Source organism: Parvibaculum sp. (genome assembly GCF_045863935.1).
In the GTDB taxonomy this organism is placed as follows: Bacteria; Pseudomonadota; Alphaproteobacteria; order Parvibaculales; family Parvibaculaceae; genus Parvibaculum.
Window position 1 is genome coordinate 1 of sequence record NZ_BTVP01000041.1, and the last position, 26233, is coordinate 26233.

Here is a 26233-nt window from a genome sequence, read left to right on the forward strand (position 1 = left end):
TCAAATGGTCACGAGACTCTACTTCCGACTGGATGAAACTTGGGGCGCAGGTCACGCTTTATCGGCCACCAGTGCGGTGAGAAGTACTTTGACCCAGGCAAGTTCCGGCAAGCCGAGAAAGACCTGAAACAGAAACTCGCGACTGCCGCGAGACGGAAATTCCTTGAGAAGAACATCCATCTCGTGCCCGATCTGATCGATAGCTTGGAGAAGGCCTTGCCCAAAGCTCAGGCTGCTTCACAGGTGAACAAGCACTGTGCGCTCAAACACCGGGCGCTATGGCAAATGCTTGGAGCGCAGGTCAAGGATGCAAATACGCTCTATGTGTACGATCAAGCCAGTACAGTCGTTTCGTCGGAATTCGGAGACAGGTTCACGAGCAGAAAGGTTGCCGAACTCTCCGGTTTGACAGCGCTCTTGATGAGATACGAACCGGAGAAGGCCTTCCGGCAAGCAATCAACAGGCTGAAAAGCCTCCATCTTGAAGAGCAGGACGATGTCGGTGAGTTTCTCGGGGGGCTCAACGAAAAAGAGGAGGAATTTGTCGAGTCTGCCATTCGGAATGCCTCAGACGTTCTCGGGAAAGAACGTGTCCGTCTGTTTGATTTCGAACAGTTCTTTACCTCCGAAAATCTCAGGGCATTGACCCGCTGGGGCCAAGATCGGATGGCGCCGACCAGGCTAAGAGCCGACCTCCGCTTCGAAGGCACTCGAACCGTGTTCTGCATCGATTGGGTGTCCGAACGCGACTACCTGCGGGTTGAACTGCCCCATAGCCTATTCGATCCAATTGCACTGCCACCAAAACTGATTTGGACCGATGAGGACAACCTCTAGCACGAGCTGGGTCGAATTATGACGCGGCAACAAGTTTGCACACCTACGTAGGGCGACCTGTCGCGCGATAATTGCTTTGTGACCAGTTCGCACGACATCTCGTATTTCGCACAAACGAACTTCCGGACCGATCGGCGGATTTTCGGCATCAAACAGGATGACCGGCTTTCTCATGTCTATGTGATCGGCAAGACCGGAACCGGCAAGACGACGCTCCTCGAAACCCTGGCGCGCGGCGACATCGATGCCGGCCGCGGGTTCGCCCTGATCGATCCGCATGGCGATCTCGCCGAACGGGTCGCTGCCTATGCGAGTGACATCCGACCTGACGACCTCGTCTATCTCAACGTGCCCGATCCGGCACAGCCCTTCGGCTACAACCCGCTGAAGCGCGTGCCACTCGAACGGGTCCCGCTCGCGGTCTCAGGCCTCATGGAGGCCCTGAAGAAACACTGGGCGGATGCCTGGGGCGTCCGTATGGAGCATGTGCTGCGGAATGTGCTCTTCGCTCTGCTTGAACATGGTCACGCCAAACTCGACGATGTCCTGCGGATGCTGAACGACAAGGACTACCGGCAGCGGGTGGCAGACGCGCTTGCCAATGAGCCGGTGCGCAATTTCTGGAAGAAAGAGTTCGAGCAATATTCCTGGCGCTACCGGGCGGATGCGACAGCACCGATCCAGAACAAGATCGGCGCTTTTCTCGCAGATCCGACGCTTCGGCGAATTCTGACCGAGCCCAAAGAGATGCTCCGGTTCCGGCGACTCATGGACGAGGGCAAGATCGTCGTCGTCAACCTCGCGCGCGGCAAGATCGGCGACGACAGTGCCGCGCTTCTCGGCAGCCTTCTCGTCACCACCATCGGGCTCGCCGCCTTCAGCCGGGCAGATACACCGGAAGAAAAACGTCTTCCCTTCTTCCTCTATATGGACGAGTTCCAGACCTTCACGACCTTGAGCATCGCCGGCATGATTTCGGAACTTAGGAAATACCGGGTTGGACTTGTCCTCGCGAACCAGCATCTCCATCAGCTCGACCCGGATGTCGCCCATGCGGTTCTCGGCAATGCCGGGACGCTGGTTTCGTTTCGGATCGGGCCGTATGACGCGGTTCTCCTCGCCCGCGAGTTCGAGCCGCGATTCGACATGCTCGACCTGATGAACCTCCCCAATCACCGCATCTATCTGAAGCTGATGATCGACGGCATGCCGTCGCAGCCATTCAGCGCGACGACACTTTCGCCGGGCGGTACGAAGGCAATTCAGGGATAAAGTTGAGCTTTGTGAGGAAATGGTTCGTGCTATAATTATTGTATGAGCGGACCGACCACCAAATCCGGCAAGCGCCTTGCCAAGGGCTTTACTCTTGGCCGCCAAGGCTTTGCGAAAATCAGCGCCGTCGAGGGTATCAAGATGTCCCGGGCGATGGATGCCGAGTTCCGGGAGTTCGACCGGAAAGGGCTCTCTCCGGAACAGCGGCGCAAGGCCATCGCTGCCAAATACGGCAAGACGCGATAGCCGCCTCCTCCATGTACGACGCGGTCGCAGACCCTTATTGCTACCCTGGCACGACCGTTCTCAAGAATATTCCCGGCCTGCGCATGCAAGCCGCACTTGATGCGTTCGAGACAGCAAGCACGACGCAGCGCGCGGATGAGCCTCTACCCTCCGGCAGGCTGAGCGTTACTCATTACCGTGCGCTTCATCACCACCTGTTTCAGGATATCTATGCCTGGGCCGGCAAGTTCCGAACCGTCCGGATATCCAAAGACGGCAGTGCTTTCTGCTATCCTGAAAACATTCAGCGGGAAATGTCCGCGCTCTTCGACGATCTGAAGAAGCAGCGCTATTTTCGCGATCTGACAGCAGAAGAGTTTGCAAAAAAGGCAACGGCGTTCCTCGCAACGCTGAACGCCATCCATCCCTTTCGCGAGGGCAACGGCCGTACTCAGACGGCCTTTCTGGCGCTCCTCGCCGATCAAGCCGGCCATCCGATTAATCTACAAAGGCTTGAGCCGGGAGTGTTTCTCAAGGCGATGATCGTGAGTTTTCACGGAAATGAGAAACCTCTGCTCCGGCAAATTGAGAGCCTCATCGCGCCATAGCGCTCAATATATCCACGGTCTTGGGACTCACGGAATTTCCCTTTTTATTCAATGACATATGGAGATGAAGAGCCTAGGGAGAGCCTAAGACTTTATAGCAGCTCTCAAAAACATTGTAAGTCATTGAGAGAAATGGTGCGCCCGGAACGATTCGAACGTCCGACCCTCAGATTCGTAGTCTGATGCTCTATCCAGCTGAGCTACGGGCGCATGCACATCGCGGGGCCCCATGGGGGCGGGCGGAGCGATCCGCCATCTCGTCGAAGGCGGGCCACTCTTAAAGCCTTGAGCGGTCAAAGGCAAGAGGGCGAACAAGCCAAATCCGGGGGGCTGCGCCTGAAAAACCGCCGTAACCCGCCGCCCTGCCGGGGATCAGATTTTGTGGCGATCCCGGTAGGAAATCGCGGCTCCGAGCGTCTCCGCCTCATAGACGGCGCGGGCAATGGCACGGGCAACGCAATCGGCCGCCAGCGCGCCGAGCATCGAAAGCGCGACGTGCCGGGCCTCTTGCCCCAGCGCATAGGCGCCCGTCGCCAGAACGAAGATCGTGTCGCCATCGACCGGGGTATGGACGGGCCGGACCGCCCGGGCAATGCCGTCCTGGGCCATGATCGCGATGCGGCGGGCATCGGCAGGGGTGAGGTCCGCATTGGTGACGACGACGCCGATGGTGGTGTTGCCGCCGGGCGAGACATCGGCCTTGGAGCCCGCCAGCGGATCGAGCGCCGCAAAGCCGCCGGCGGCGGGCATGCCGCGCCCGCCGAACTCACCATCCATCTCGAAGGGCGCGGCCCAGAAGCGGTCCGTGCCGGGGGCGACGACGGCGCCGAAGGGGTTGGCTGCCATCAACGCGCCGACGGCGAGGCCGCTTTCCGCGACGGCGGAGGCGGAGCCGAGGCCGCCTTTATACTTCCCGGCGGTAGCGCCGAGGCCCGCACCTGCATTGCCCAGCACGAAATCCACAGCGGCGGCTTCGCAGGCGGCCTTGCCCAACGCGCGATAAGGCGGCTCCTCGCCCCAGCCCTTGTCGCCGCCATTCGCGAGGTCGAACAGGATCGCGGCGGGCACGATGGGCGAGACGAGGGGGCTCGAGCCAACGCGGTAGCCGCGCCCGCGCGCGCCGAGCCATGCGGCGGCGCCCGAGGCCGCATCGAGGCCCCAGGAGGAACCGCCCGCCAGCACCACGGCGTCCACGGCGTCGACGAGGCAGGAGGGATCGAGCAGATCCGTCTCGCGTGTGCCGGGGCCACCACCACGCACATCGCCGCCCGCAACCGCGCGCGCCTCCGGCAGCACCACCGTGACGCCGGTTCTCACCGCCTCGTCCCCGGCATTGCCGACGAGAATGCCGCCAATATCGCCGATGTGGTTACGCGGACCTTTGCGAATGCGCCCCAAATACATATGTCTGACCTCTTGCATGACGGGTGAGGCTGCTAGGATGCAGCTCGACCCGGCTTCGGGCCTACCATAGCAAATCCACCGGCGTCCGCCGCCCGCGCGATCCGGAAAAGGCGGAGAGGACATTTCCCATGAAGATGACGCGAATTCTGCCAGCGCTTGCCGCCGTCGCCGCCGGTCTGCTGCTTGTCCTCGCGGCGACCGCCTATCTGTGGCGAGGCGATGCGCCGCAGCCCTTCATGATCGCGACGGCGAACCCCTATGCCACCGAGGCAGGAGCCTCGATCCTGCGAGCGGGCGGCAGCGCGGCCGATGCGGCCATCGCGGTGCAGGCGGTGCTGTCGCTCGTCGAACCGGAATCCTCCGGCCTCGCGGGTGGCGCCTTCATGATGCATTTCGATCCGGCGAGCGGCGCGGTGGAAGCCTATGACGGGCGCGAGACGGCGCCGATGGGCGCGACGCCCGCGCTCTTCCTCGACGGCGAGGGCAAACCCCTTCCCTTTCTCGAAGCGATGATCGGCGGCAGCTCCGTCGGTACGCCAGGCGTCATGAAGATGCTCTGGCTCGCGCATGAGGATCACGGGCGCCTCGAATGGGCGGAGCTTTTCAAGCCGGCAATCCGCCTTGCCGAGGAAGGCTTTGCCGTGGCGCCCAAGCTCGCGCAGGCGATTGCGCGCGATCCCATTCTCATGAAGATGCCGGTGGCGCAGGATTATTTCTATCGCATGGACGCGAATGGCGAGCGCATTCCGGCCGCGGAAGGCGATGTGCTGAAGAACCCGGCCTATGCGGCGACGCTGAAGCGCATCGCCAGCGAAGGCTGGCGGGGCTTCTACGAAGGGCCCGTCGCCGAGACGATCGTCGAGACGGTGCGGAACGCGCCCATGCGGCCGGGCACACTGTCGCTCGACGATTTCGCTTCCTATGAAGCGAAGAAGCGCGAGGCTATTTGCGCGCCCTACCGGCAGTATCGCGTCTGCACCATGCCGCCGCCCACATCGGGCGGGCTCACTGCGTTGCAGATTCTCGGCATTCTGCAGAACTACGACCTCAAGGGCATGGGGCCGATGACGCTCACGTCGGTTCATTTCATCGCGGAGGCGGAGAAGCTCGCCTATGCGGATCGCGACAAATATATCGGCGATCCGGACTTCGTGGATGTGCCGGTCGAGGCGATGCTCGACCCCGCCTATCTCGAGGCCCGCGCGAACGAGATCGATGCAAGCCTTTCGATGACGAAGGCGAAGGCGGGCGAACTCAAAGACCGGCGCGCGATGAACTGGGGCCTCAACCGCCCGGTCGACAAGCCCTCAACAAGCCATTTCAGCATTCTCGACGGGGACGGCAATGTCGTGTCGATGACGACGTCGGTCGAAGGACCGTTCGGTTCGCATCTGATGGCGGGAGGCATGATGCTCAACAACCAGCTTACCGACTTCTCCTTCGCGCCGGAGGAAGACGGGAAACCCGTGGCGAACGCCGTTGCGCCAGGCAAGCGCCCGCGCTCTTCCATGACACCCGCCATTGTCTTCAACAAGGAGGGAGACTTCCATGCCGCCATCGGCTCGCCCGGCGGCAGCCGCATCATCGGCTATGTGACGCAGACGCTGATCGCGATGATCGATTGGGACATGGACATGAAGGCGGCAATCGGCCTGCCGCGCTTCGTCGACCGGAACGGACCGCTCGAGATCGAGGAAGGCACACCGCTCGAACAGATGGCGCCGGAACTCGTCCAGCTTGGGCATGATGTGAAAGCAGTGCCGCTGATGAGCGGGTTGCACGGCATTCTCGTAACGCCGGAGGGGCTCGATGGTGGCGCCGACCCGCGGCGCGATGGCAATGTGATTACCGGAGAGCGCTAGGCGTTTCGTGCGGCGCGCGCGAGGCCGAGCAGTGCCGCGTCTTCGCGGCGGATCACATGGACGGGGATGCGCGAGAGCCAGGCGTTGAAGCGGCCTTTTGCCTCGAAGCGCGCACGGAAAATGTCGTCGCTGAAGAGGCCGGGTCCGCCGGTGAGCCAGCCCGGCACGATGCCGCCGCCGATATAGATGCCGCCGCGTGCGCCGATGGTGAGCGCCAGATCGCCCGCGACGGCACCGAGCCAGCCGCAAAAGAGCTGCACCGTTTCCGAAGCGATGTCGCAGGTGCCGCGCCGCGCGCGCTCGGCTATTCCAGACGGCGTGAGCGCGGGATCGGCCGTCTTGCCCGAGAGAGAGGCCAGCGCCCCATAAAGCGTGACAAGGCCGGGGCCGGAAAGCACCCGCTCCGCCGAGACATGACCGAAACGCGCGCGCAGATGTGCGATTACCGCCGCCTCACGATCGTTGCCCGCCGCGAGATCGACATGACCGCCTTCGCCCGGCACGGCAATCTCACGGCCTGCATCGAAGACGAGCGAGGCGACACCGAGCCCCGTTCCCGCGCCGATCAGGCCGACCGGCTCTCCGGCGACGGGCATGCGCTCGGGCCCGACAGTCGAGAGCTCCGATGTCTTGAGACCCGGGATTGAGAGCGCCAGCGCAGCGAAATCATTCATCAGCTGCGGCCTCGCGACCCCTGTCACCGCGCTCAGCGTGCCGACCGTCACATCCCACGGGCAATTCGTCATGGCGATATGCGCGCCGGCGCCCCTGCCTTCGACGGGGCCTGCCGCACAAGCCGCGACGCCCGCAATGCGCGGATGGTCGGCCTCGTCGAGGAAACATCTGAGCGCTGCTTCAAGGGTCGGAAAGTCCGCCGTCCGATAGATCGTGGGCGGCGCCACGCCGATGCGCCCGTCCCTCTCCTTCGCCAGTGCAAAGCGCGCGTTCGTGCCACCGATATCTGCGACGAGAAGAGAGCCTTCGTCCGCCCCGCCCATTTTCGCTAGTTTCCCCCTGCCCCGGATCCTGCTGCACGCTCATGCGATACGCTCGATAGCACTTCCAGGAATTCATCGCGCCAGTGCGCGACATCTTCCCTTTTGAGGCGCGCCATCAAAGCCTCGAAGCGCTCGCGCCTCTCCTGCAGGCTCATGTATCGCGCAATCTGCAGCGCATCCGCCACCCCCTTGATGTCATAGGGGTTCACGATGATCGCCTCCTGCATCTGATAGGACGCACCGGCGAAACGCGAGAGGACGAGGACACCAGGATCTTCTGGATCCTGCGCCGCCACATACTCCTTCGCAACGAGGTTCATGCCGTCCCGCAGCGGCGTGACGAGACCGATCTTGCTCGCGCGGTAGAGGCCCGACAGTGAGCGGCGAGCCACGGGCCTGTTCAGATAGCGCAGCGGCGTCCAGTCGAACTCACCATAAGCTCCGTTGATGTGACCGGAAAGCCCGTCGAGTTCCTCGCGCATCTCGCGGTACTCCTGCACATCGCCGCGCGATGTCGCCGCGATCTGGAGATAGGAGACCTGGCGCCGCGTCTCGGGATAGTCCTCGAGCAGGCGCTCGTAAGCCCGGAACCGTTCCGCAATGCCTTTCGTATAGTCGAGCCGGTCGACGCCGACGATCTGCGTACGGCCATTGAGAGAACTCGCCGCCTTGTCGTACTGCTTGCGCGCGTCCTTGTCGGTCGCGGCCATACGTGCGAAGCCTTCTGTGTCGATGCCAATAGGAAAGGCCCGCACGGTGACGGTGCGGCCGAAGCAGTGCAACCTGTCTCCTTCCGCCTGCCCCTGAGCTTCGCGAACGACGTAGTCGCGGAAGCGCTCACAGTCGCGCTCCGTCTGAAAGCCCAGCACATCATAAGCGAAGAGCCCGCGCACCATCGCGTCGTGATGGGGGAGAGCGGCCAGCACTTCGCGCGCGGGAAAGGGAATGTGCAGGAAGAAGCCGATCGGCTGTTCGGCGCCCATGTGACGCAGCTCGTTGCCGAAGGCAAGAAAGTGATAGTCGTGCACCCAGATCGTGTCGTCGGGCTTCAGCAGCGGGTGAAGCACGCGCGCAAATTTCGCATTGACGCGACGATAGCCCTCGTAATAGCGGCGGTCGAAGGCCGTCAGGTCGATGCGGTAATGGAAAAGCGGCCAGAGGCAGCGATTGGCAAAGCCGTTGTAATATTCCTCGTGCTCCTCGGCGCTGAGATCCACAGTCGCGAGCGTCAGGCTTCCCACATCTTCGATCTTTGCCCGATCCTGACCGTGCTCATCGACCTTGCCGCTCCATCCGTACCAGAGACCGCCACTCGACTTCAGCGCATCGACAAGCGCCACGGCAAGGCCGCCCGCCCGCGCGGCATCCTTCACGGGACCGACACGGTTGGAGACGACGACCAGACGGCTCATATCTGCTCTTCCCACTTCCGGCTCAAGCGCATTGCAGCATTGATTATGCCTACAAGAGAATAAGTCTGGGGAAAGTTCCCCCACAGTTCGCCCGTCGCCGGGTCGGTGTCTTCGGAGAGCAGGCCGAGACTGTTTCGGCAGGCGAGGATGGACTCGAAGATGTCGCGTGCTTCGCCCGTTCGTCCGACACGCGCGAGGGCGTCGATATACCAGAACGTGCAGATGTTGAATGCGTTCCGCGGCATGCCGAAGTCGTCTTCCGTGGCGTACCGGAACATATGGTTCCCACGCAGGAGCGCCTTCTCGACGGCAGCAAGCGTCGACTGGAAACGCGGATCGGAAGGTTTCAGGAAATTCACTTCCGTCATCAGCAGAAGCCCCGCGTCGAGGCCGGCGCCCTCGAAGCTCTCCGCGAAAGCGCCCATTTCCTCGCTCCATGCGCACTTGCAGATCGCCGCATGCACTTCGTCGGCGAGCCGGCGCCAGTGGCGCGAGCGTTCCTGAAGACCGAGATGCTCCGCGATACGCGCGAGCCTGTCGCAGGCCGCCCAGCACATGAGGCTCGACGAGGTGTGGACATGCGCGCGCGTGCGCAGCTCCCACATGCCCGCATCCGGCTGATTGTACATGGCATAGGCGCGTTCGCCGACCTTCTCATAGCGCTCGAAATCCGCCTTTACCGGCTGCTGCAGCAACCGCTCATCGAAGAAAGACTGCGTGGCGGCGAGGATCACGTTGCCATAGACGTCGTGCTGGAAATGCTCATAGGCCTGGTTGCCCCGGCGCACGGGCCCCATGCCGCGATATCCCTTCAGCGTATCGACCAGGGACTCGGTCAAATGCGTTTCCAGGCCGATGCCGTAGACGGGCTGCAGATGACCGTCCCGCGCCGTTCCGACGATATTGCCGAGATAGCGGAGATAATTCTCCATCGTCTCCACCTCGGCGAGCGAGTTGAGCGCTCGAACGACGAAGAAGGCATCGCGCAGCCAGCAGAAGCGATAATCCCAGTTGCGTTCCGTGTTCGCCGCTTCGGGCACGCTCGTCGTGAGCGCGGCGACGATGGCGCCCGTTTCCTCGTAGCAGCACAGCTTCAGCGTGATGGCGGCCCGGATCACCGCCTGCTGCCATTCGAGCGGAAGCGCGAGGCGGCGAACCCATCTCCGCCAATAATCCTCGGTGCGCTCCTCGAACTGGCGCGCGGTTTCCTCGATACCCCCGGTGAGGGTTTCGTCGGGGCCGAGGATGAAGCTCATCGAACTCGTGAGATTGAATACGGTCTCATCGAGAAGATAAGTCACGGGGGCATTTGTGGTGAGCCGAAGGGCGAGGCCGCTGCGAACATAGCGGACGTGGTTGCTGCCGCGCGTGACTGTCGGCTCCTCCGCGCCATAGTTGAAGCCGGGACGAATCCGAACGCGGATACGCGGCGTGCCTTCGACGGGGCGCACGCGGCGCACCATCGTCATCGGCTGGAAAATCCGCTCGCGCTGGGTGAAGCGCGGCGCAAAGTCGGTGATCTCTATCGTGTTGCCGTCGCGGTCGGTCACTTCCGTGACGAGGATCGCGGTGTTGTGGCGGTAATACTGGCGGGTGGAAGCGGCGCCTTCCAGTTCTATACCCCAGTAGCCGCGGGCGCCATCGCCCTCCTCCGCACCGTTTCCATTCAGCAGGCTGTAGAAGACCGGATCGCCATCGAAACGGGGCAGGCAGCACCAGACGATGCGGGCCCATTTGTCGATCAGCGCGCCATAAGTGCCGTTTCCCACGACTCCAAGATCAAGCGACGACAAACTTCCTCCTTCCTCAAGATATCTCAGCCATCGTCGCTCAACGACGAGGCCGTCCGTTTGAGCCAGGCCACAAAATCTTCGACGGAGGGTAAACGATGGGCGGCCTTTGTTTCTCCGTCACCGATCTTGATCGTAACGCCTTTGAGCGCGTTGACGACCCCAAAGCCGTCTTCATCCGTGCGATCGTCGCCCGCGAAAACGGGTATGCGTCCCAGAAAGGGAGGCAGGGACATGAGTTTTTCGATCGCATGCCCCTTGTTGATGTGACCTGGCTTCACCTCAAGCACCATCTTGCCCTCCATGAGCGCCAGCCCTGGGGCCGCGGCAAGCGCATCTCCCATCGCCGCCCTGCATTCCGCTTCGCGCTCCGGGGCGCGCCTGTAGTGGAGCGCAAGCGCGCCCGATTTCGCTTCGAGGATCAGGCGGGGATCGCCCTGCACGAGCGGCGCAAGTCTTGCGGCGATTTTTCCGATCTCGCCGGACTCGTCCGGCAGGTGAGGCACCATCCCCTGCCGTTCACGCAATTCAAGCCCGTGCACACCGGCACCCGGCAGCTTCAGCCCGGTCAGCCTGTCGAGTTCGCCGAGCGGCCGGCCCGAAATCAGCGCCACTGCGCCGCCAAGGCTGTCCATGAGGCTCCGCAGAATATTCGGGAGATCGGGATCGATCGTGACGGCATCGGGCGTCGGAGCGAGTTCCGCCAGCGTGCCGTCGAAATCGAGAAACAGCGCCCAGTCGTTTCGCGGGGCGGGCGGCGGGCGTCCGTCGTCGCTCATGTCACTCCTTCCGTTTATGCCGATTGCCCGGCAACGAGCTCTGCTTCGCCGCAGTCGCGCGGCGTGCCCGCGTCATCGGGGATGCAAATGCGGAATGTCGTGCCGGAAGCGTCGCTCCGCACGAGTTCGATGTGACCGCCATGCATGCGCGCAAGTTCGGCGGCGATGGCGAGGCCAAGTCCCGTGCCGTCGGCTCGCCCACTGCCGGAGAAGGCTTCGAAGAGATGCTCGCGCGCGCGGGGCGGCAAGCCGGGGCCGGTATCGGAAATGTCGATATGCACATGATCGTCGGCGCGATGCGCCGAGATGCGGATTTCGCCCCCTCGTGTCCTCTCCGCGCTTTCCTCCATCAGCGCCTGCGCGGCATTGCGCGCGAGATTGAGCAGCAGACGAAAGAGCTGGTCGGGGTCCGCATCGACAATGAGATCGGGCGGGACGTCATTGATCCAGCGGACGGGATCTGTCTCCGCCCAGGCCGCTTCCGCCACCTCGTCCGCCAGCGAGGCGAGCGTGACCTTGCGGCGTTGCGGTGCGGGTTCCTCCGCGCGGCCGAAGCGGAGCGACTTCGTGCAGAGGTCGATTGCCCGGTCGATCGAGGCGATGAGACGGGGCGCGAGATGCTGTACCGCCGGGTCCTCGATCGTTCCCATGCGGTCGGAAATGAGCTGCGCGCTTGCCAGGATGTTTCTCAAATCGTGATTGATCTTGCTCACCGCCGCACCGAGGGCCGCAAGATGCGCCTTCTGCGTGAGCGTCGCACGGATTTCCTTCTGCATCAGCGAAAGTTCGCGCTCCGCCACACCGATTTCGTCCGCCCGCGCCGACGGCGCAATGACGCGGCGCGCATCCTCGGGATTGCGGCGGAACGCAACCATGTTGCCTGTCAGGCGGCGCATCGGGCGCACGAGAACGAAATGCAGAACGAGATAGACGAGCCCCGCCGTGATGACGGAGATGACAAGCGAGAGCAGAAAGATGTTCTTGCCGTACTGGATCACGGCGCGGCACAGCGGCGTTTCGTCGAACACGATCTCGATCGACTCGCCCGCGCCGAAACGCGGCTGGCCTGTCACGAGAACGATGCGGCCTTCGCCCTCGAACATCGTCTCGAAGGCATCCATGATGAGGTTCATGGCCGTCGTTCCACGAAGATCGAAGCTCTTGTCGACCATGGGCGGCATATCCTCGCTGAGAACGAGGCGACGCGCGTCGTCGCGGTGGAGTGCAACGGCATAAACCTGCGCGTTCCGAAGAAGTTCCTCCCGGAGCGCCGGCGACACCATATTGTCGGGGCGGGCTTCCAGCGCGAGCGATGCGATCTGCGCGGCGGCGAGGCGCTGCTCAAGCCAATTCAGCCGGAAGTTCGCGACCGAGGGCACGAAGATCAACACTTCGGCCAGCATGACGAAGAGAATGGTCAGAACCAGCAGGCGGCGGGAAAGGGAACCACGCAGCGGCCGCAACAGGCGCGCCAGCCGTCCCCCGGCAATTCCTCTCGCTCTTTCTGCCTTTGCGTTCATTCGCGGATCGCGCTCCGATGCGTCTTGTCCGCCAATCCTATCCGAACAGGGAGAGAAAGCGCACCAGCATCCTCGTCTTGGGACTGAAGAGGGCCGGCGTGTAGTAGGAGCCCGCCACGCGCTTGCTGATTTCAGACAAGGTCGGATAAGGCACGATGACGCCGGCCATGGCGCTCAGCTTCAGTGCATTCGACTTGGCGAGAACCCACGGCAGGATGAGCTCGCCCGCATGCGGGCCGACAATGGTTGCCCCGAGCACACGCGCGTGGCTGTCGGTTATGACCTTGATGACGCCTTCGGTCTCGCGTTCGGCCTGGGCACGGTCGTTCTCCGCCATATGCCAGCGCAACACGTTGATCTTCGGATGGCGCTCGCGGGCTTCTGCCTCCGTCTCGCCGACATGTGCGAGTTCGGGTTCCGTATAGGTGACCCAGGGCACCGCGCTGTGGTCGGCGCGAGCGGGCACACGAAAGAGCGCGTTCCGGATGACGATGCCCGCGTGATAGCCCGCGACATGAGTAAACTGCAGCCCGCCCGCCACGTCGCCAATGCCGAAAATGCGCTTGTTGGTCGTGCGCAGCCGTTCATCGACCTTCAATCCCCGCTCGGTGTAGTCGACGCCTGCCTTTTCGAGGTCGAGGCCTTCGACATTCGGGCGGCGGCCGGTCGCGACGAGAAGATGCGATCCCTCGATCCGCCGCGTTTCGTCGCCAACCGAAATCTCGACGGCGATATTCTTTTCCTCGCCGGAAACGGAGAGCACCTTCGCGCCTTCCAGTATCTCGACGCCATCGCGGCGAAGACGGTCGAGAACGATCGCGGACAGTTCCGGGTCTTCGCGGCCCAGCGCGCGCAGCCCTTCGATCACCGTGACACGCGCACCGAGGCGGCGATGCGCCTGCGCCATTTCCATGCCGATGGGGCCGCCGCCGATGACGATGAGGTGGGCGGGGCATTCCTTGTTTTCGAAAAGGTTCTCGTTCGTGAAGAAGGGAACTTTATCGAGGCCGGGAATGGGTGGCGCGGAAGCGCGCGACCCCGTGGCGATGACGAAGCGCCGCGCGGTGATTTCCGCATCGCCCGCGAGCACGGTGCTGCCGTCGCGGAAGCGCGCATGGTCCTTGATGACGGTGACGCCGAGACCCTCGAAGCGCGCTACCGAATCGTTCGGGGCAATGGCGCCGATGACGCTGTGGACGTGCTCGTGCACTTTCGCGAAATCGACTTTCGCCTTCGCCGGCGCGACGCCGAAGGGCTCGCCCGCGCCCATGCGATAGGCCTGCTTTGCCGCTGCGAGAAGCGCCTTGGACGGCACGCAGCCGGTGTTCAGGCAATCGCCGCCCATCGCGTCGCGTTCTATGAGCACCGTACGCGCACCCATCTGCGCGGCGCCCGCCGCAACCGACAGGCCGCCGGAGCCGGCGCCGATGACGCAGATGTCAGCCTTGATCCTCTTGGCCATGGGGTCCTCGAATGGGTTTGCGGAAATTATTCAGGTGACGGCGCAGAGGCGAAGCGGCGGTAGACGACGGGCAGGAGTGCGAGCAGAGCGAGCGCAAGGATCGGCCCCAGAATCTCCGGTTCGAAGATCAGGCCGAGATCCGGGTCGCGGCCCGCATCGAAGATCGCACCGAGCCCGTTGCCGAGGCTCGCGAAAACGAAAGTACCGGGAATGATGCCGAGAAAGGTCGCAACGACATAGGTTCTGAGCGGCACCCCCAGAAAGGCCGGGGCAAGATTGACGAGAAAGAACGGGAAAATGGGCACAAGCCGCAACACCAGCATGTAGCTGAAGGCGTTCTTGCCGAAGCCGTCCTCGAGCTTGCGGAGTTTCGGCCCGGCCTTTTCGCGCAGCGTCTCTCCGAGCGCCGTCCTCGCGGCCAGAAAGATCGCCGTTGCACCGATGGTCGCCCCGAAGACGGTCAACAGGCCGCCGAAGATCGTACCGAAGAGAAAGCCGCCCGTCAGCGTCGCCACGAGCCCGCCCGGCAGCGAGAAAGCCACCATGGCGATGTAGGCGAGCACATAGACAAAAGCCGCCAGCGCCCAGTTCTCAGCCACCCAGGCGGACAGGGCCTGCCGGTTGTCGCGCAGCGTGTCGAGCGTCACATAGCGGTCGAGCCCGAGCGCGAAAAAGGCACCGAGCCCAGCTGCCAGGGCCAGAAGCGGAAGAAAACGGCGGAGCGCGCCGGGGCGGCGGTCGTTGGGGGCGGTTTCCGTCATCGGCGGTTCTCCGGCTCGGCCGCGTCATTGAGCGACCAGTCATAATCATAAGACGCGACGCCGGAGACGTTTTCCAGCGCTGCGGCAAGATCGGGGCCTGCATATTTGCGGAGTTCGGCGAGGACGCCCTCCTCCGTGCCGCCGAAATCCTTCATGTACCACTTGAAAATACCGGACGCGGTGAGCTTGCCGCCCTCGACGCGGGCGCCCCTCGGACTGTTCACATAGGCGCGGGCCGCGCTGTCGAGCATGGCATCGAGTTCGGCCCCGGCATAGGGACTGGCAGCAAGATCCGGGCACCCTGCCGAGGCGCAGTTCACCGCGTAATGCACGCGGCTGTCGCCGAAATCGGGCCGCAGGATGCCGTGTTCGATGTCATCGAGGGAGAGTTCCCGGCCAGCGACGGTCGCGAGTTTCTTTCCCCACGGGCCGGTCGAGAACAGGCCGGGCGATATGGCGATGTCGCGGATCGAGGCGACCGGGTAATGGTCGACCACCACCTCCACCGTCAGCGCATTGTAGAGGTTGACCCAGAAGGCGAAGGCCTCGTTGCGCGGCAGGGCATCCGGGACCACCGCTTCCAGCGAGGCGATATAGGCCCGGAGCGCGGCCCGATCCTCACCGTTCGCCTTCAATGCTCCATAGTCGAAGCGGTTGGGAGCGCCGCCTTCGCCTTCCGCAAGATAGGCCTCGAGCAGGCGGGCCCAGGGGGCGTGGTCAGGCGTCAATTGAGCGGCTCCGGCCGGGGGGACAAAGAAAAAAGCGGCGAACAAAAAGAGCACAAACGGCCGGAGGCTGCGCTTCGCGGGGGCGGTGATGGGGGTAATGCTCATGGTGCCGGGACATTACGCGCAATTGGCCGTCGCGGAAGGCCCCCTCACCCGTTTGTGAGACAAGTTCAGCCCCGGTGATCGGCCCGGAGACCGGCAAGCTCAAATGCCCGGCTGCCGTTGACTTTCCGGCGGCTTATCGCTTATACACCCCGCCAGACAGCCGTCGGGCGGCAACGCCTGCGGCTCTTGTTTTTATTGGCATTGAGAGGCGGCCCCAAAGCCGCCCCCGGAGCCGGACCAGCCAGCGGATTGGCAGGCCCCGCGCTCGGCCCAGATCCGCCGGAGAAGAGACGTGAAACGGACCTATCAACCGAGCAAACTCGTCCGCAAGCGCCGCCACGGTTTCCGTGCGCGCACCGCGACCAAGGGCGGCCGTCAGGTACTGGCCGCGCGCCGGGCCAAGGGACGCAAGCGGCTCTCGGCCTGATCCTGCGGTAGTGGTGTCCGGCATCGCGCCAACGGGTTTCGCCCCGACGCTCTTTCCAGTTGAGGCTCCGCTGCACGCCGCATTGCGGAGCCTGGCCGCGAGCTGCCACATGGACCATCTGCGCAAACGCCGCGACTTTCTTGCCGCCGCCCGCGCGCGAAAATGCGCCGAAGAAGGCCTCGTCCTGCAGGCCCGGCCGCGCGGCGACGAAGCTTCTCCCCGTATCGGTTTCACGGTCACGCGCAAGGTCGGTTCGGCCGTTGTGCGCAATCGCGCGAAGCGGCGGCTCCGCGCCGCCGCCGCCGAAGTTCTTTCACTCGCCGCCAAAGACGGTTACGACTACGTGCTGATCGGGCGGCAGGCCACGCTCACGCGAAGCTGGCCGGACCTTCTCGACGACCTGCGCCACGCGCTCGGCTCCGTGCATGCAAAGCGTGCCGGCGGCCCATCCAGAACAACGAAGTCCGATTCCGGGAAAGACCGTCCTCATGGGTGACAACCGCAACTTCATCATCGCCATTTTCCTGTCGGTCCTCGTCTTCGTCGGATGGCAGTACTTCTTCATCAATCCGCAGATGGAAGCCGAGCAGGCCCGTCAGCAGGCGGCGGCGGAAAGCAGCGGCACCGCCGCGCAGACGGCACCCGGCACATCGGCCCCCGGCGATGCCCGCCTCCCGGCTGTCGAAGGCCCCGCGAGCCTGTTGGGAGACGTGCCCGCCCGCGCGATGCTTGCGCGCGAGGAAGCGCTGGCACAGGCGCCCCGCCTTGCCATTCGCTCCGGCGAACTCGAAGGCTCGATCTCGCTCAGGGGCGCTCGCTTCGACGATCTGAAGCTGCGCAAGTACCACATGACGGTCGATCCGAAGAGCCCGGAGGTCGCGCTCTTCTCGCCCGCGCGGACGGAAACGCCCTACTTCTCCGAATTCGGTTTCATCGCCGCGCCGGGCAGCAACGCGGCCCTGCCGGATGCGCGCAGCGAGTGGCAGGTCGAACAGGGCGAAACCCTCACGCCGGCAACGCCGGTGACGCTGCGCTGGGACAACGGCCAGGGGCTCGTCTTCCATCGCACCATCTCGCTCGACGAGAATTTCCTCTTCACGGTCGCCGACCGCATCGAGAACAACTCCGGCGCGGCCGTGACGCTCTATCCATACGGCCTCGTCTCGCGCACCGGAAAGCCTGCCGGCAGCTCCTTCTTCATCCTGCATGAAGGCTTCATCGGCGAATTCCCGAGCGTCGGCGAAAAGGCGATCAAGTACGACGACGCAGCCGAGGACGGCCCCGTCAAGGTGACCGACAGCGAAGGCTGGCTCGGCATCACCGACAAATACTGGGCGGCCGCCCTCGTGCCCCAGACGGGCACGCCCTTCGTTGCCAATTTCAGCGAACATCCCGACGCGGCGGTCGAGAACTACCAGGCCGACTTCCGCTACGACGCGCAGGAAGTTCCCGCCGGCGGCAGCATCGAAATCGAGAACCGTCTCTTTGCCGGCGCCAAGGTAAGCAAGGTCATCGACGCCTACCACGAAGCCGGCATCTACAAGTTCAATCTGCTGATCGACTGGGGCTGGTTCTGGTTCCTGACGCAGCCGATGTTCTCCGCGCTCCATTTCGTTGCGCTTCAGGTCGGCAATTTCGGCATTGCCATTCTCATCGTCACGGTTGCGATCAAGCTCGTCTTCTATCCTCTCGCCAACAAGTCCTATGTGGCGATGAGCAAGATGAAGAAGCTGCAGCCGGAAATGGAGAAGCTGCGCGAACGCTATGCCGACGACAAGATGAAGCAGCAGCAGGAGATCATGGAGCTCTACAAGAAAGAGCAAGTGAACCCGCTCGCCGGCTGCCTTCCCGTACTGATCCAGATCCCGGTCTTCTTCGCCCTCTACAAGGTGCTCTTCGTGACGATCGAAATGCGTCACGCGCCTTTCTTCGGCTGGATCAACGACCTCTCCGCGCCGGACCCGACCTCGATCTTCAACCTGTTCGGGCTCATCCCGTGGGATCCGCCCTCGATGCTGCTGATCGGCATCTGGCCGCTCATCATGGGCTTCACCATGTTCGTGCAGCAGCGCATGAACCCGCTTCCCGCCGATCCCATCCAGGCGCAGATCTTCACCTGGATGCCGGTGATCTTCACTTTCATGCTGGCAGGTTTCCCCGCCGGTCTCGTGATCTACTGGGCCTGGAACAACACGCTCTCGGTCATCCAGCAGGGCGTCATCATGAAGCGGCAAGGCGTGAAAATCGAAATCTTCAGCAATCTCGGTCTCGAAAAGCTCGCGGGTGTCTTTACCGGCGACAAATCGAAGTCCTGAGCGATGATCGACGCCGAGCCCGACCGAACAGACGGCGACACGCCGGATATCGAGACGGGGCGCTGGCTCTTCGCGCAGCCTTGCGAGTTCCTGCGGGGCGTGGTCGAGATGGGCGGCCTGCCGCCATCGGCGCTTCCCGAAGTGGCCTTCGCGGGCCGCTCCAATGTCGGCAAGTCGAGCCTTATCAACGCGCTGACCGGCCGCAAGACGCTCGCCCGCACGTCGAATACGCCGGGCCGGACGAAGGAACTCAACTTCTTCGAGCTCGGCCCCCAAGGCCATGCCGCCATCATGCTGGTGGACCTGCCGGGCTATGGCTATGCGCGCGAAACGAAGGCGCGTGTCGGCGAGTGGACGCGCCTCGTCATGTCCTATCTTCGGGGCCGCCCGCAGCTGCGCCGCGTCTTCGTGCTGATCGACGCGCGGCACGGCATCAAGGAGAACGACCACGAGGTCATGTCCATGCTGGACGAGGCCGCCGTCTCCTACCAGATCGTCCTCACCAAGATCGACAAGCTGAAGAAGGGCGAGCTCGACGCCCGGCTCGAAGAAGTCCGCACCGGCATCAGACGCCACGTCGCGGCCCATCCCACGATCGTCGCCACATCGAGCGAAAAGGGCGACGGCATCGCGGTGCTGCGCGCGGAGGTGGCCTCGCTGGCCGATCCGGCCGCGCTGGGGTATAAACCGCAAGCTTGAGAGGCTCCTCGGCTCAGGGACGAGGGCGGCCAGGGAGGCAGACGGACGAGCATGGCGGACGACGGCAAAAAAGACGCAGCATCACAGGACGATCCGAGAGTGGAGCGGGCACGGATTCTTTCCGAGGCTCTTCCGTTCATGCAGCGCTACGATAAGCGCACCGTCGTCGTGAAGTATGGCGGACATGCGATGGGCGACGAGGCGCTGGGCGCCGAATTCGCCCGCGACATCGTGATGCTGAAACAGGCGGGCCTCAACCCCATCGTGGTGCATGGCGGCGGACCGCAGATCGGCGCCATGCTGACGCGGCTCGGTATCAAGAGCGAATTTTCCGGCGGCCTCCGGATCACCGACAAGGCGACCGTCGAGATCGTCGAGATGGTGCTTGCCGGTTCGATCAACAAGCAGATCGTTGCGCAACTCAATCAGGCAGGCGGGCGCGCCGTGGGCCTTTGCGGCAAGGACGGCAACCTCATCGTCGCGCGCAAGGTCGAGCAGAAAATTCACGATCCTGAATCCAACATCGAGAAGATTCTCGATCTCGGCTTCGTCGGCGAGCCGGAAAAGATCAATCCGGAAATCCTGGATGTCATCCAGAAGTCGGACATCATTCCGGTGATCGCGCCGATCGGCGTCTCGTCGGACGGACATACCTACAACATCAATGCGGACACGGTGGCAGGCGCTATCGCGGCCGCGATGGGCGCCGCACGCCTCCTCCTGCTCACGGACGTCAAAGGCGTGCTCGACAAGCAGGGCAAGCTGATGGAGGCGCTGACGGTCGACGAGGCAAAGGCGCTGATGAAGGACGGCACGATCTCGGGCGGCATGATCCCGAAGCTGGAGACCTGCATCGAATCCGTCGAAGGCGGCGTCGAGGCTGTGGTCATTCTCGACGGACGCGTTCGCCATGCCGTTCTGCTTGAGCTGTTCACGGAACATGGCGCGGGCACGCTGATCCAGAAATAGGACATCCCTCGCAGCCTTGCCGCACCGCCTCACGATGTTATGGTGGCTCCACAACTTGGGGGAACGTCCGTAAAGATGCTGTGCTGCCTGCAAATAGCCGCCGCCGTCCTCACAGCCTGGCTTGCGCTTCCCGCGGCTGCGCATGCCGATTATCGCTTCTGCAACAAGACGAGCTATGTCCTCGATGGCGCCATCGCCTTCGAAACCGAAGGCCGCTGGGCCAGCCGCGGCTGGGTGCACATCCTTCCGGGCGCGTGCTCGACCGCACTTGAAGGCGACATCGACGAGCGCGACTATTACGTTTTCGCCCGCTCCATCGACGCCCATGCGGGACGCGTCAAGTATTTTTCCGGCAATACCCAGTTCTGCACGCTCGATGACGACTTCGAGCTCGAGGGCAACGAACAGTGCGCATTGCGCGGCTACGATTCAGCCGATTTCCTGCGCGTTCGCACGAAGGCGGGGAAAAACTGGTCCACCACCTTCGCCGAGGCAGGAGAGTATACCGAGGAGCAGGCGCGCGTCGCGGCGGTGCAGCGGCTGCTCAAGGACAATGGCTTCGCACTCAATCGCATCGACGGGATCGCGGCGCGAAACACGCTTCGGGCCATCGAGGCGTTTCAGCGCTCGGCGGATGTTCCGGTAACGGGCAAAGTCGACGAAGCGCTCATCGCCCAGCTGATAGAACGCGCGATGGAAGAACAGGCGTCGGCGGGGCTCGACCTCTGCAACCGTACCGATACGCTTGTCTGGGCCGCCATCGGATACGAGAACGGCGGAGACGAAATGTCGAGCGGCTGGGTGCGGATCGAGCCCGATACATGCCGCAAGGCCATCAAGGGCAAACTCGACCGGGAAGCCTATTACGTCTATGCCGAGGGTGTGGACGATGCGGGGGCCATCGCCCAAGGCGGCGAAGGCGCGATGATCTGGAGCGGCAACGACAGCTTCTGCATCAAGACGACGCGTTTCGAGATCAAGGGCCGGGAGCGCTGCGCGGCGCGCGGCTTCGACGAGCGCGGCTTCATGCGCGTCGAAACCGGCGGCAAGCCGCTGCGCCGCGTGGATTTCGACTAGGGCGCCGTTCTTTCCGGCTCGATGCCGAAATACTGCAAGTGCCAGCGCATCTCATCCTCGCCCATCGGATAGGCAATGCCTTCTCGCGGCAGAACGAGATTGGCCTTCGGCACACGCACCACGTAAGTCTGTATGGCGAGCGCGGTTCGCATGGACAGACCTGCCGTCCAGCAAAGCGCTGCGATGCCGCGGCCGCTCTGTGCGGCCATCACCTCCTCGATGCTCTTTGCCGGAATGCCCGAGAGGAGAGAGAGCGCGAGAATAACGGAAGCGCGCTGCGACGTGGTGGCGGCCTCCACGATCATTTCGTCGCCCAGGCGTCCCGCCGCATAGGCTTCGCGAATACTTCCGCGCGGTGCCGTTTCGGGTGCTTCGTCCCCGTCCTCGATCTTCGATTGCGCCCTCGCCTTCAGCCAGTCCACCGTCTCCTTGTCGAGATCGTGAGTCCGGCGCAACTCCTCGATCAGGGCGCGCGAAACGAAGGTTGCGATGCGGCGCATGGCGCGCACGGAGAGTTCGGGACGCATGACGAGCGGCCTGTGCCAGGTCTTCATGCCCGGCGCCCGAGTGATAATGCGCTCCATCGTTTCTTCGCGAATGCGCGCACCGCCGTTCGACAGAAGCTCCTGAACGGCCTCTTCATCGCGCGACGAAACAACGGCATCCGACACCGTCTGGCTCACGACGGCGCGCCGGGCGATAGTGGCGGCCGCTCCCTCCGCTTCCGAGGTTGCGATGATCTCGACGAGATCCTCATCCGACAGCAACGGCGAATATTCGAGGACGGGTCCGCACACGGCAATCTCCGCGTCGCGGGCGAGACGCCTTGCGAGCGATGCCGGAACGGTCGGGCAACCCGCGATCTCCGCCGCGACGATGGCACGTACACGCGGAAGCTCGTCGGCCGCCAGTTTTTCGAGAAGGTCGATCATGCGGTCCTGGATCGCGGTCCGCTCCGTCAACGGCATGTCCGGCATCAGCCGTGCGATCTTGCGGGCGAGCTCGCCGCGCACCTCACCGTCATTGTCCCCGCTGAGCAGCTCGTTGGCCTGGACCGGCGCCGACCGGTTTGCGGCGACAAGACCCCGCACGGACGGATCGTCGTCGCAGGCGAGGTAATAGAGCGCTTCGGGCGGCGCATCCTCGCGGGAGGCAAGCTCCCGCTTTGCGGCGAGCTGATGACCTTCCAGGACCCGGCGTGCGTCCTCGTATTGAAGCTCCACGGGAAGCTTCTTGCGGCCGAACAGTCTGGACAGAAATCCGGATGCCATCGCGCACTCCGAAGGCGCCTCCCCCGGGGCGCGGGTTACCGGCGTCCAGTTTTCGGGGTATCCGCTTAACACTCCATTAATCCCGGCGCCGCTCGCGGCCTTGCATGGAGGCTCCGGCCGGGGCACATATGAGCCATGACAATGACCCTACATGGCGGCAGGCCACCGGCAGCTCCCCGCGACTTTGCGGCGGTCGAAACCTGGATCTTCGACCTCGACAACACACTCTATCCGCCGGAATGCGATCTCTTCGCCCAGGTCGACCAGCGCATGACCGCCTTCATCTCGCGCTATCTCGACATCGACGCCACGGAAGCGCGACGTATCCAGAAGGACTTTTATATCGAGCACGGCACGACGCTTTCGGGCCTGATGACGGTTTACGGGCTCGAGCCTGCGGAGTTTCTCCATTTCGTCCATGACATCGATGTTTCGGCGGTGCTCGCCGATGCGGCGCTCGGCCATGCCATAGACGCGCTGCCGGGACGGAAACTCATCTTCACGAACGGATCGCTCGCCCATGCGGAGAATGTCATCGCGCGACTGGGCATCGATCATGTCTTTCACGGCATTTTCGATATCGTGTCGACGCAGTATGAGCCGAAGCCGCGCAAGCGCGCCTATGAGCGCTTTCTCGATGCGAGCGGCATCGATCCTGTGCGCGCCGTCATGTTCGAGGACATTGCCCGCAATCTCGAAGTGCCTCATGAGCTGGGCATGAAGACTGTGTGGGTCCGGCCCGGCATCGCAGGACCGGAGCGTCACCACAGCCTCTCTCATGAGGGTGCCGAGGGACCGCATGTCCATCACGTCACGGACAATCTCCGGGACTTTCTGGAGCGGATCGCACCGGTCTCAGCGGCGCCCGAATAGCCGTTCGATATCGGAGAGCTTCAGTTCCACATAGGTCGGGCGGCCGTGATTGCACTGGCCGGAATGGGGCGTTGCTTCCATCTCGCGCAGCAGCGCATTCATTTCCTCGGCGGTCAGCCGCCGGCCCGCGCGCACCGAGCCGTGGCAGGCGATGGTGCCGCAGACATCTTCCAACCGCTCTTTCAGCGATAGCGCCTCATCGAGTTCGGAGAGGTCGTCGGCAAGGTCGCGCACGAGACCGCCCACATCGAGTTTCCCGAAGATCGCAGGCACCTCGCGCACGACGACCGCGCCCGGTCCAAAGCCTTCGATGACGAAGCCGAGCTCCGCCAGTTCCGGAATGCGTGCGACGAGACGTTCGGCTTCGGCTTCGTCGAGATCGACCACTTCAGGGATGAGAAGGAGCTGCCGGGCGACGCCCGCCGCCATCGCCTTCTTCATGCGTTCATAGACGAGGCGTTCATGCGCGGCATGCTGGTCGACGATGACGATGCCGTCCGCCGTCTGCGCGATCACATAGGTCTCATGCAATTGCCCGCGCGCGACGCCGAGCGGAAGGCCGGGCGTATTTTCCGCCGCCGCTTCCGGCACAGTTTCGACGCGCGCTGCATGGCCCCCGAGATCGGCGAAAGCGCCCTGCCAGCCGCCCGCTTCCTCGGCGAGGCCGGGCTGCCTTGCAGGACCTGCCGCCGGCCAGCGCGGCGCGTAGCCGGAAGCGCCAGCGGGCGCCATCATCTCAGGCCGCACCGCGCCCAGCGCCGCGCCCGCCACCGTGGTCGAGGCGCGATGCCCCGCCTCCGCCAGCGCTCTCTTCAATGCGCCGACAATGAGGCCGCGCACGAGCCCCGCATCGCGGAAGCGCACTTCCGCTTTCGCCGGATGCACGTTCACATCGACATCGCGCGGGTCGAGGTCGACAAAGAGCGCGACGGCGGGGTGACGGTCGCGGGCGAGGAAATCGGCATAGGCGCCGCGCACCGCGCCGACGATCAGCTTGTCCCGCACGGGCCGCCCGTTGACGAAGAGGAACTGGAGCTGCGCCGTGCCGCGATTATATGTCGGAAGTCCGGCAAAGCCGGTGAGCGCGATGCCTTCACGCATCGCGTCGATCGCCAGCGCGTTCGCCTCGAAATCGCGGCCCATGATGGCGCCGAGACGCGTGAGCCTTCCCGCATCGCCGGGCAGTTCCGGTTCGAGACGCAGAAGGTTGCGGCCGCCGCTTTCCAGCGTGAAGCCGACTTCGGGATGCGCCATGGCGAGACGTTTCACGACATCGGAAACGGCCAGTGTTTCAGCGCGCTCGCTCTTCATGAATTTGAGGCGCGCGGGCGTCGCATAGAAGAGATCGCGCACCTCGATCTGCGTTCCTTGCCGTCCTGCCGCGGGTTCCACAGGGCCGGTCCTGCCGCCTTCGACCGAGATGCGAAAGGCGCTTTCGGCGTCCTTGGGGCGGCTCAGGATGGAGAGCCGCGCCACCGCGCCGATGGAGGGCAGCGCCTCGCCGCGAAAGCCGAGCGTCGCAATGTCGTGCAGGTCTTCGAGGCCGGCGTCGTCGAGCCGGAGCTTCGACGTTGCATGGCGTTCGACCGCCAGCGCCAGTTCCTCGGCATTCATGCCGATGCCGTCGTCGCTCACGCGAATGAGGTCGCGCCCACCGCCGCCGATCACGATTTCGATGCGGCGCGCGCCGGCATCGAGCGCGTTCTCGACAAGCTCCTTCACCGCGCTTGCCGGGCGCTCGACCACCTCGCCCGCGGCGATGCGGTTGATCGTGCCTTCGCTGAGCCGCCTGATACGGCCTGCGCCCCCGGTCATGACGATGTCAGCCCTTCCCCTCGGCGAGATATTTCCGTGCGAGAATTTTGCCCTCTTCGACGGCCGGCTGGTCGAACGGATCGACGCCGAGCATGCGGCCCGCGACGATCGTTTCCAGCATGAAATGCATGAAGAGAGCGCCGAGCGTGCGTTCGTCGAGGGCCGGCAGCATGAAACTCCGCACCGGCCGGCCGTTCTTTGCCAGCGTGTCGGCCGTCGCTCGCTGTTCGGCGTCGACGAGATCGCCCACCCTATGCCCGCCGAGGAAATCGAATGCCGTTCCGGCCGCGATCTCCGGCAGCGCCTTCGGGCCCCTGCCCTTCGTCTCCGTCATGAAGACGGTGAAGAGCTTGTCCTTCGGCCCGGCGAGCCAGAGTTGCAACTGGCTGTGCTGGTCGACGGGGCCGAGCGCCTTCACGGGCGTCGTGCCCTTGCCATCCTTGCCAAGGCTTTCGGCCCAGAGCTGGCAGTACCAGGCGAGGAAGCGCTCGAGCCGGTCCGCATAGGCAAGGACGACCGACATGGAGGCGCCTTTTTCCTCTGCCATGGCGACGGAAAGCGCCGCGCCCGCGGCGGGAGCGACGTCCCCGGCCGGGCGGCCGTCCAGCACCTGGGCCAGCACGGACGCCGCGCCCTCGCGCACCGCCTCGATGTCGAGCTCCATCAGATAGGCCGGCAGCAGCCCCACATTGGTGAGCACCGCATAGCGTCCGCCGACGCCCGGATCATGCTCCAGCGTCGGGAAGCCCTGCGCTTCCGCAAGCGCGCGCAACGGGTTCGGCTTGCCGTTCTTTGCGGGCTCCGTCAGCACGGCGAAGTGATGCTTCATGTATTTCGCACCGCCCGTCTCGGCGATGGCGCTCATCGCCGAAAGCGTCTGGATCGCGGGTTCGACCGTGCCGCCCGATTTCGAAACGACGAGGAAGCGCGTCGTGCGCAGATCGGCGTTCGAAAACACGGCGTCCATCGTTGCGGCATCGAGATTGTCGGGGCTGTGGATGCGGAGGCCCTTCTGGATATTCGC

Annotated in this window: 24 protein-coding genes and 1 tRNA gene; 12 read left to right on the plus strand and 13 right to left on the minus strand. The window is 63.9% G+C overall.

The genetic code is table 11. The features are described 5' to 3' along the window. Positions 1 to 39: 39 nt before the first annotated feature. The 4 genes from ACKUUH_RS14565 to ACKUUH_RS14580 all read left to right on the plus strand — a co-directional run bounded on the left by ACKUUH_RS14565 (position 40) and on the right by ACKUUH_RS14580 (position 2942). Positions 40 to 837 (plus strand): hypothetical protein, encoded by a 798-nt coding sequence (locus ACKUUH_RS14565; RefSeq protein ID WP_407950640.1) that lies wholly within the window; start codon positions 40 to 42, stop codon positions 835 to 837. A 78-nt stretch (positions 838 to 915) separates the two neighbouring features. Continuing rightward, a complete protein-coding gene (locus tag ACKUUH_RS14570; RefSeq protein WP_407950641.1) occupies positions 916 to 2109 on the plus strand; it encodes a type IV secretory system conjugative DNA transfer family protein in 1194 nt (397 codons plus the stop codon). A 42-nt stretch (positions 2110 to 2151) separates the two neighbouring features. Further along, positions 2152 to 2355 carry a hypothetical protein gene (locus tag ACKUUH_RS14575; RefSeq protein ID WP_350062584.1) on the plus strand — a complete coding sequence of 68 codons (204 nt, stop codon included), beginning with the start codon at positions 2152 to 2154 and terminating at the stop codon, positions 2353 to 2355. A gap of 11 nt (positions 2356 to 2366) precedes the next feature. After that, positions 2367 to 2942: a Fic family protein gene (locus ACKUUH_RS14580; protein WP_350062583.1), complete on the plus strand. Its 576-nt coding sequence runs from the start codon at positions 2367 to 2369 to the stop codon at positions 2940 to 2942. A 133-nt stretch (positions 2943 to 3075) separates the two neighbouring features. On the opposite strand, the gene ACKUUH_RS14585 is transcribed toward ACKUUH_RS14580, so the two are convergent. After that, positions 3076 to 3152: transfer RNA gene (locus ACKUUH_RS14585), tRNA-Arg, on the minus strand. Positions 3153 to 3314: 162 nt separating this feature from the next. After that, the gene (locus tag ACKUUH_RS14590; RefSeq protein WP_407950642.1) at positions 3315 to 4346 is read right to left on the minus strand and encodes a P1 family peptidase; all 1032 of its coding nucleotides are present in this window, start codon (positions 4344 to 4346) and stop codon (positions 3315 to 3317) included. 128 nt (positions 4347 to 4474) lie between these two features. On the opposite strand from ACKUUH_RS14590, the gene ggt reads away from it, so the two are divergent. After that, positions 4475 to 6208 carry a gamma-glutamyltransferase gene (gene ggt / locus ACKUUH_RS14595; RefSeq protein ID WP_407950643.1) on the plus strand — a complete coding sequence of 578 codons (1734 nt, stop codon included), beginning with the start codon at positions 4475 to 4477 and terminating at the stop codon, positions 6206 to 6208. On the opposite strand, the gene glk is transcribed toward ggt, so the two are convergent. From glk to ACKUUH_RS14635, 8 genes are read right to left on the minus strand one after another with little or no spacing between them, the layout of a single operon-like run. Then, positions 6205 to 7206: a glucokinase gene (gene glk / locus ACKUUH_RS14600; protein ID WP_407950644.1), complete on the minus strand. Its 1002-nt coding sequence runs from the start codon at positions 7204 to 7206 to the stop codon at positions 6205 to 6207. The two genes, ggt and glk, sit on opposite strands and share 4 nt — an antisense overlap. A 5-nt stretch (positions 7207 to 7211) precedes the next feature. Next, positions 7212 to 8618 (minus strand): alpha,alpha-trehalose-phosphate synthase (UDP-forming), encoded by a 1407-nt coding sequence (gene otsA, locus ACKUUH_RS14605; protein ID WP_407950645.1) that lies wholly within the window; start codon positions 8616 to 8618, stop codon positions 7212 to 7214. Continuing rightward, the gene (locus ACKUUH_RS14610) at positions 8615 to 10411 is read right to left on the minus strand and encodes a glycoside hydrolase family 15 protein (protein ID WP_407950646.1); all 1797 of its coding nucleotides are present in this window, start codon (positions 10409 to 10411) and stop codon (positions 8615 to 8617) included. The genes otsA and ACKUUH_RS14610 overlap by 4 nt, the downstream gene beginning before the upstream one ends. A 23-nt stretch (positions 10412 to 10434) precedes the next feature. Beyond that, positions 10435 to 11187: a trehalose-phosphatase gene (otsB, locus tag ACKUUH_RS14615; RefSeq protein WP_407950647.1), complete on the minus strand. Its 753-nt coding sequence runs from the start codon at positions 11185 to 11187 to the stop codon at positions 10435 to 10437. A gap of 14 nt (positions 11188 to 11201) precedes the next feature. Next, positions 11202 to 12707 (minus strand): ATP-binding protein, encoded by a 1506-nt coding sequence (locus ACKUUH_RS14620; RefSeq protein ID WP_407950648.1) that lies wholly within the window; start codon positions 12705 to 12707, stop codon positions 11202 to 11204. 37 nt (positions 12708 to 12744) lie between these two features. Beyond that, on the minus strand, positions 12745 to 14169 hold the full coding sequence (locus tag ACKUUH_RS14625; RefSeq protein ID WP_407950649.1) for a dihydrolipoyl dehydrogenase family protein: 1425 nt from the start codon (positions 14167 to 14169) through the stop codon (positions 12745 to 12747). A gap of 26 nt (positions 14170 to 14195) precedes the next feature. After that, entirely contained in the window at positions 14196 to 14930 is a 735-nt protein-coding gene (locus ACKUUH_RS14630) for a TVP38/TMEM64 family protein (RefSeq protein ID WP_407950650.1), read from the minus strand. Then, positions 14927 to 15658, minus strand: a complete 732-nt coding sequence (locus ACKUUH_RS14635) for a DUF547 domain-containing protein (protein WP_407950651.1) — start codon at positions 15656 to 15658, stop codon at positions 14927 to 14929. The genes ACKUUH_RS14630 and ACKUUH_RS14635 overlap by 4 nt, the downstream gene beginning before the upstream one ends. A gap of 397 nt (positions 15659 to 16055) precedes the next feature. Between ACKUUH_RS14635 and rpmH the strand changes: the two genes are divergently transcribed. The 6 genes from rpmH to ACKUUH_RS14665 all read left to right on the plus strand — a co-directional run bounded on the left by rpmH (position 16056) and on the right by ACKUUH_RS14665 (position 21250). After that, positions 16056 to 16190, plus strand: coding sequence for a 50S ribosomal protein L34 (gene rpmH / locus ACKUUH_RS14640; protein ID WP_293213044.1), 135 nt, complete (start codon positions 16056 to 16058; stop codon positions 16188 to 16190). Positions 16191 to 16299: 109 nt separating this feature from the next. After that, positions 16300 to 16686, plus strand: coding sequence for a ribonuclease P protein component (gene rnpA, locus ACKUUH_RS14645; RefSeq protein WP_322314243.1), 387 nt, complete (start codon positions 16300 to 16302; stop codon positions 16684 to 16686). Beyond that, positions 16679 to 18505 (plus strand): membrane protein insertase YidC, encoded by a 1827-nt coding sequence (yidC, locus tag ACKUUH_RS14650; protein WP_407950652.1) that lies wholly within the window; start codon positions 16679 to 16681, stop codon positions 18503 to 18505. The genes rnpA and yidC overlap by 8 nt, the downstream gene beginning before the upstream one ends. A 3-nt stretch (positions 18506 to 18508) precedes the next feature. After that, positions 18509 to 19204: a ribosome biogenesis GTP-binding protein YihA/YsxC gene (gene yihA, locus ACKUUH_RS14655; protein ID WP_407950653.1), complete on the plus strand. Its 696-nt coding sequence runs from the start codon at positions 18509 to 18511 to the stop codon at positions 19202 to 19204. Positions 19205 to 19255: 51 nt separating this feature from the next. Next, on the plus strand, positions 19256 to 20173 hold the full coding sequence (gene argB / locus ACKUUH_RS14660; RefSeq protein WP_407950654.1) for an acetylglutamate kinase: 918 nt from the start codon (positions 19256 to 19258) through the stop codon (positions 20171 to 20173). A gap of 75 nt (positions 20174 to 20248) precedes the next feature. Then, entirely contained in the window at positions 20249 to 21250 is a 1002-nt protein-coding gene (locus tag ACKUUH_RS14665) for a DUF1036 domain-containing protein (protein WP_407950655.1), read from the plus strand. Here the strand turns inward: ACKUUH_RS14665 and ACKUUH_RS14670 are convergent. Continuing rightward, on the minus strand, positions 21247 to 22521 hold the full coding sequence (locus ACKUUH_RS14670) for a DUF2336 domain-containing protein (RefSeq protein WP_407950656.1): 1275 nt from the start codon (positions 22519 to 22521) through the stop codon (positions 21247 to 21249). The two genes, ACKUUH_RS14665 and ACKUUH_RS14670, sit on opposite strands and share 4 nt — an antisense overlap. 135 nt (positions 22522 to 22656) lie before the next feature. On the opposite strand from ACKUUH_RS14670, the gene ACKUUH_RS14675 reads away from it, so the two are divergent. Then, on the plus strand, positions 22657 to 23394 hold the full coding sequence (locus tag ACKUUH_RS14675) for a pyrimidine 5'-nucleotidase (protein WP_407950657.1): 738 nt from the start codon (positions 22657 to 22659) through the stop codon (positions 23392 to 23394). Here the strand turns inward: ACKUUH_RS14675 and mutL are convergent. Together mutL and ACKUUH_RS14685 are read right to left on the minus strand one after the other, a co-directional pair. Next, positions 23377 to 25209, minus strand: coding sequence for a DNA mismatch repair endonuclease MutL (mutL, locus tag ACKUUH_RS14680; RefSeq protein ID WP_407950658.1), 1833 nt, complete (start codon positions 25207 to 25209; stop codon positions 23377 to 23379). The genes ACKUUH_RS14675 and mutL overlap by 18 nt on opposite strands. Positions 25210 to 25216: 7 nt before the next feature. After that, positions 25217 to 26233, minus strand: a 1017-nt coding sequence (locus tag ACKUUH_RS14685; protein WP_407950659.1) for a glucose-6-phosphate isomerase, incomplete at its 5' end; no start/stop codon positions are given.

Coding starts and splice junctions, on each gene's coding strand:
- ACKUUH_RS14575 (WP_350062584.1), top strand. CDS start 2,152: ATGAGCGGACCGACCACCAAATCCGGCAAGCGCCTTGCCAAGGGCTTT.
- ACKUUH_RS14580 (WP_350062583.1), top strand. CDS start 2,367: ATGTACGACGCGGTCGCAGACCCTTATTGCTACCCTGGCACGACCGTT.
- ACKUUH_RS14590 (WP_407950642.1), bottom strand. CDS start 4,346: ATGTATTTGGGGCGCATTCGCAAAGGTCCGCGTAACCACATCGGCGAT.
- ggt (WP_407950643.1), top strand. CDS start 4,475: ATGAAGATGACGCGAATTCTGCCAGCGCTTGCCGCCGTCGCCGCCGGT.
- glk (WP_407950644.1), bottom strand. CDS start 7,206: ATGGGCGGGGCGGACGAAGGCTCTCTTCTCGTCGCAGATATCGGTGGC.
- otsA (WP_407950645.1), bottom strand. CDS start 8,618: ATGAGCCGTCTGGTCGTCGTCTCCAACCGTGTCGGTCCCGTGAAGGAT.
- otsB (WP_407950647.1), bottom strand. CDS start 11,187: ATGAGCGACGACGGACGCCCGCCGCCCGCCCCGCGAAACGACTGGGCG.
- ACKUUH_RS14620 (WP_407950648.1), bottom strand. CDS start 12,707: ATGAACGCAAAGGCAGAAAGAGCGAGAGGAATTGCCGGGGGACGGCTG.
- ACKUUH_RS14625 (WP_407950649.1), bottom strand. CDS start 14,169: ATGGCCAAGAGGATCAAGGCTGACATCTGCGTCATCGGCGCCGGCTCC.
- ACKUUH_RS14630 (WP_407950650.1), bottom strand. CDS start 14,930: ATGACGGAAACCGCCCCCAACGACCGCCGCCCCGGCGCGCTCCGCCGT.
- rnpA (WP_322314243.1), top strand. CDS start 16,300: ATGGACCATCTGCGCAAACGCCGCGACTTTCTTGCCGCCGCCCGCGCG.
- yidC (WP_407950652.1), top strand. CDS start 16,679: ATGGGTGACAACCGCAACTTCATCATCGCCATTTTCCTGTCGGTCCTC.
- yihA (WP_407950653.1), top strand. CDS start 18,509: ATGATCGACGCCGAGCCCGACCGAACAGACGGCGACACGCCGGATATC.
- argB (WP_407950654.1), top strand. CDS start 19,256: ATGGCGGACGACGGCAAAAAAGACGCAGCATCACAGGACGATCCGAGA.
- ACKUUH_RS14665 (WP_407950655.1), top strand. CDS start 20,249: ATGCTGTGCTGCCTGCAAATAGCCGCCGCCGTCCTCACAGCCTGGCTT.
- ACKUUH_RS14670 (WP_407950656.1), bottom strand. CDS start 22,521: ATGGCATCCGGATTTCTGTCCAGACTGTTCGGCCGCAAGAAGCTTCCC.
- ACKUUH_RS14675 (WP_407950657.1), top strand. CDS start 22,657: ATGACAATGACCCTACATGGCGGCAGGCCACCGGCAGCTCCCCGCGAC.
- mutL (WP_407950658.1), bottom strand. CDS start 25,209: ATGACCGGGGGCGCAGGCCGTATCAGGCGGCTCAGCGAAGGCACGATC.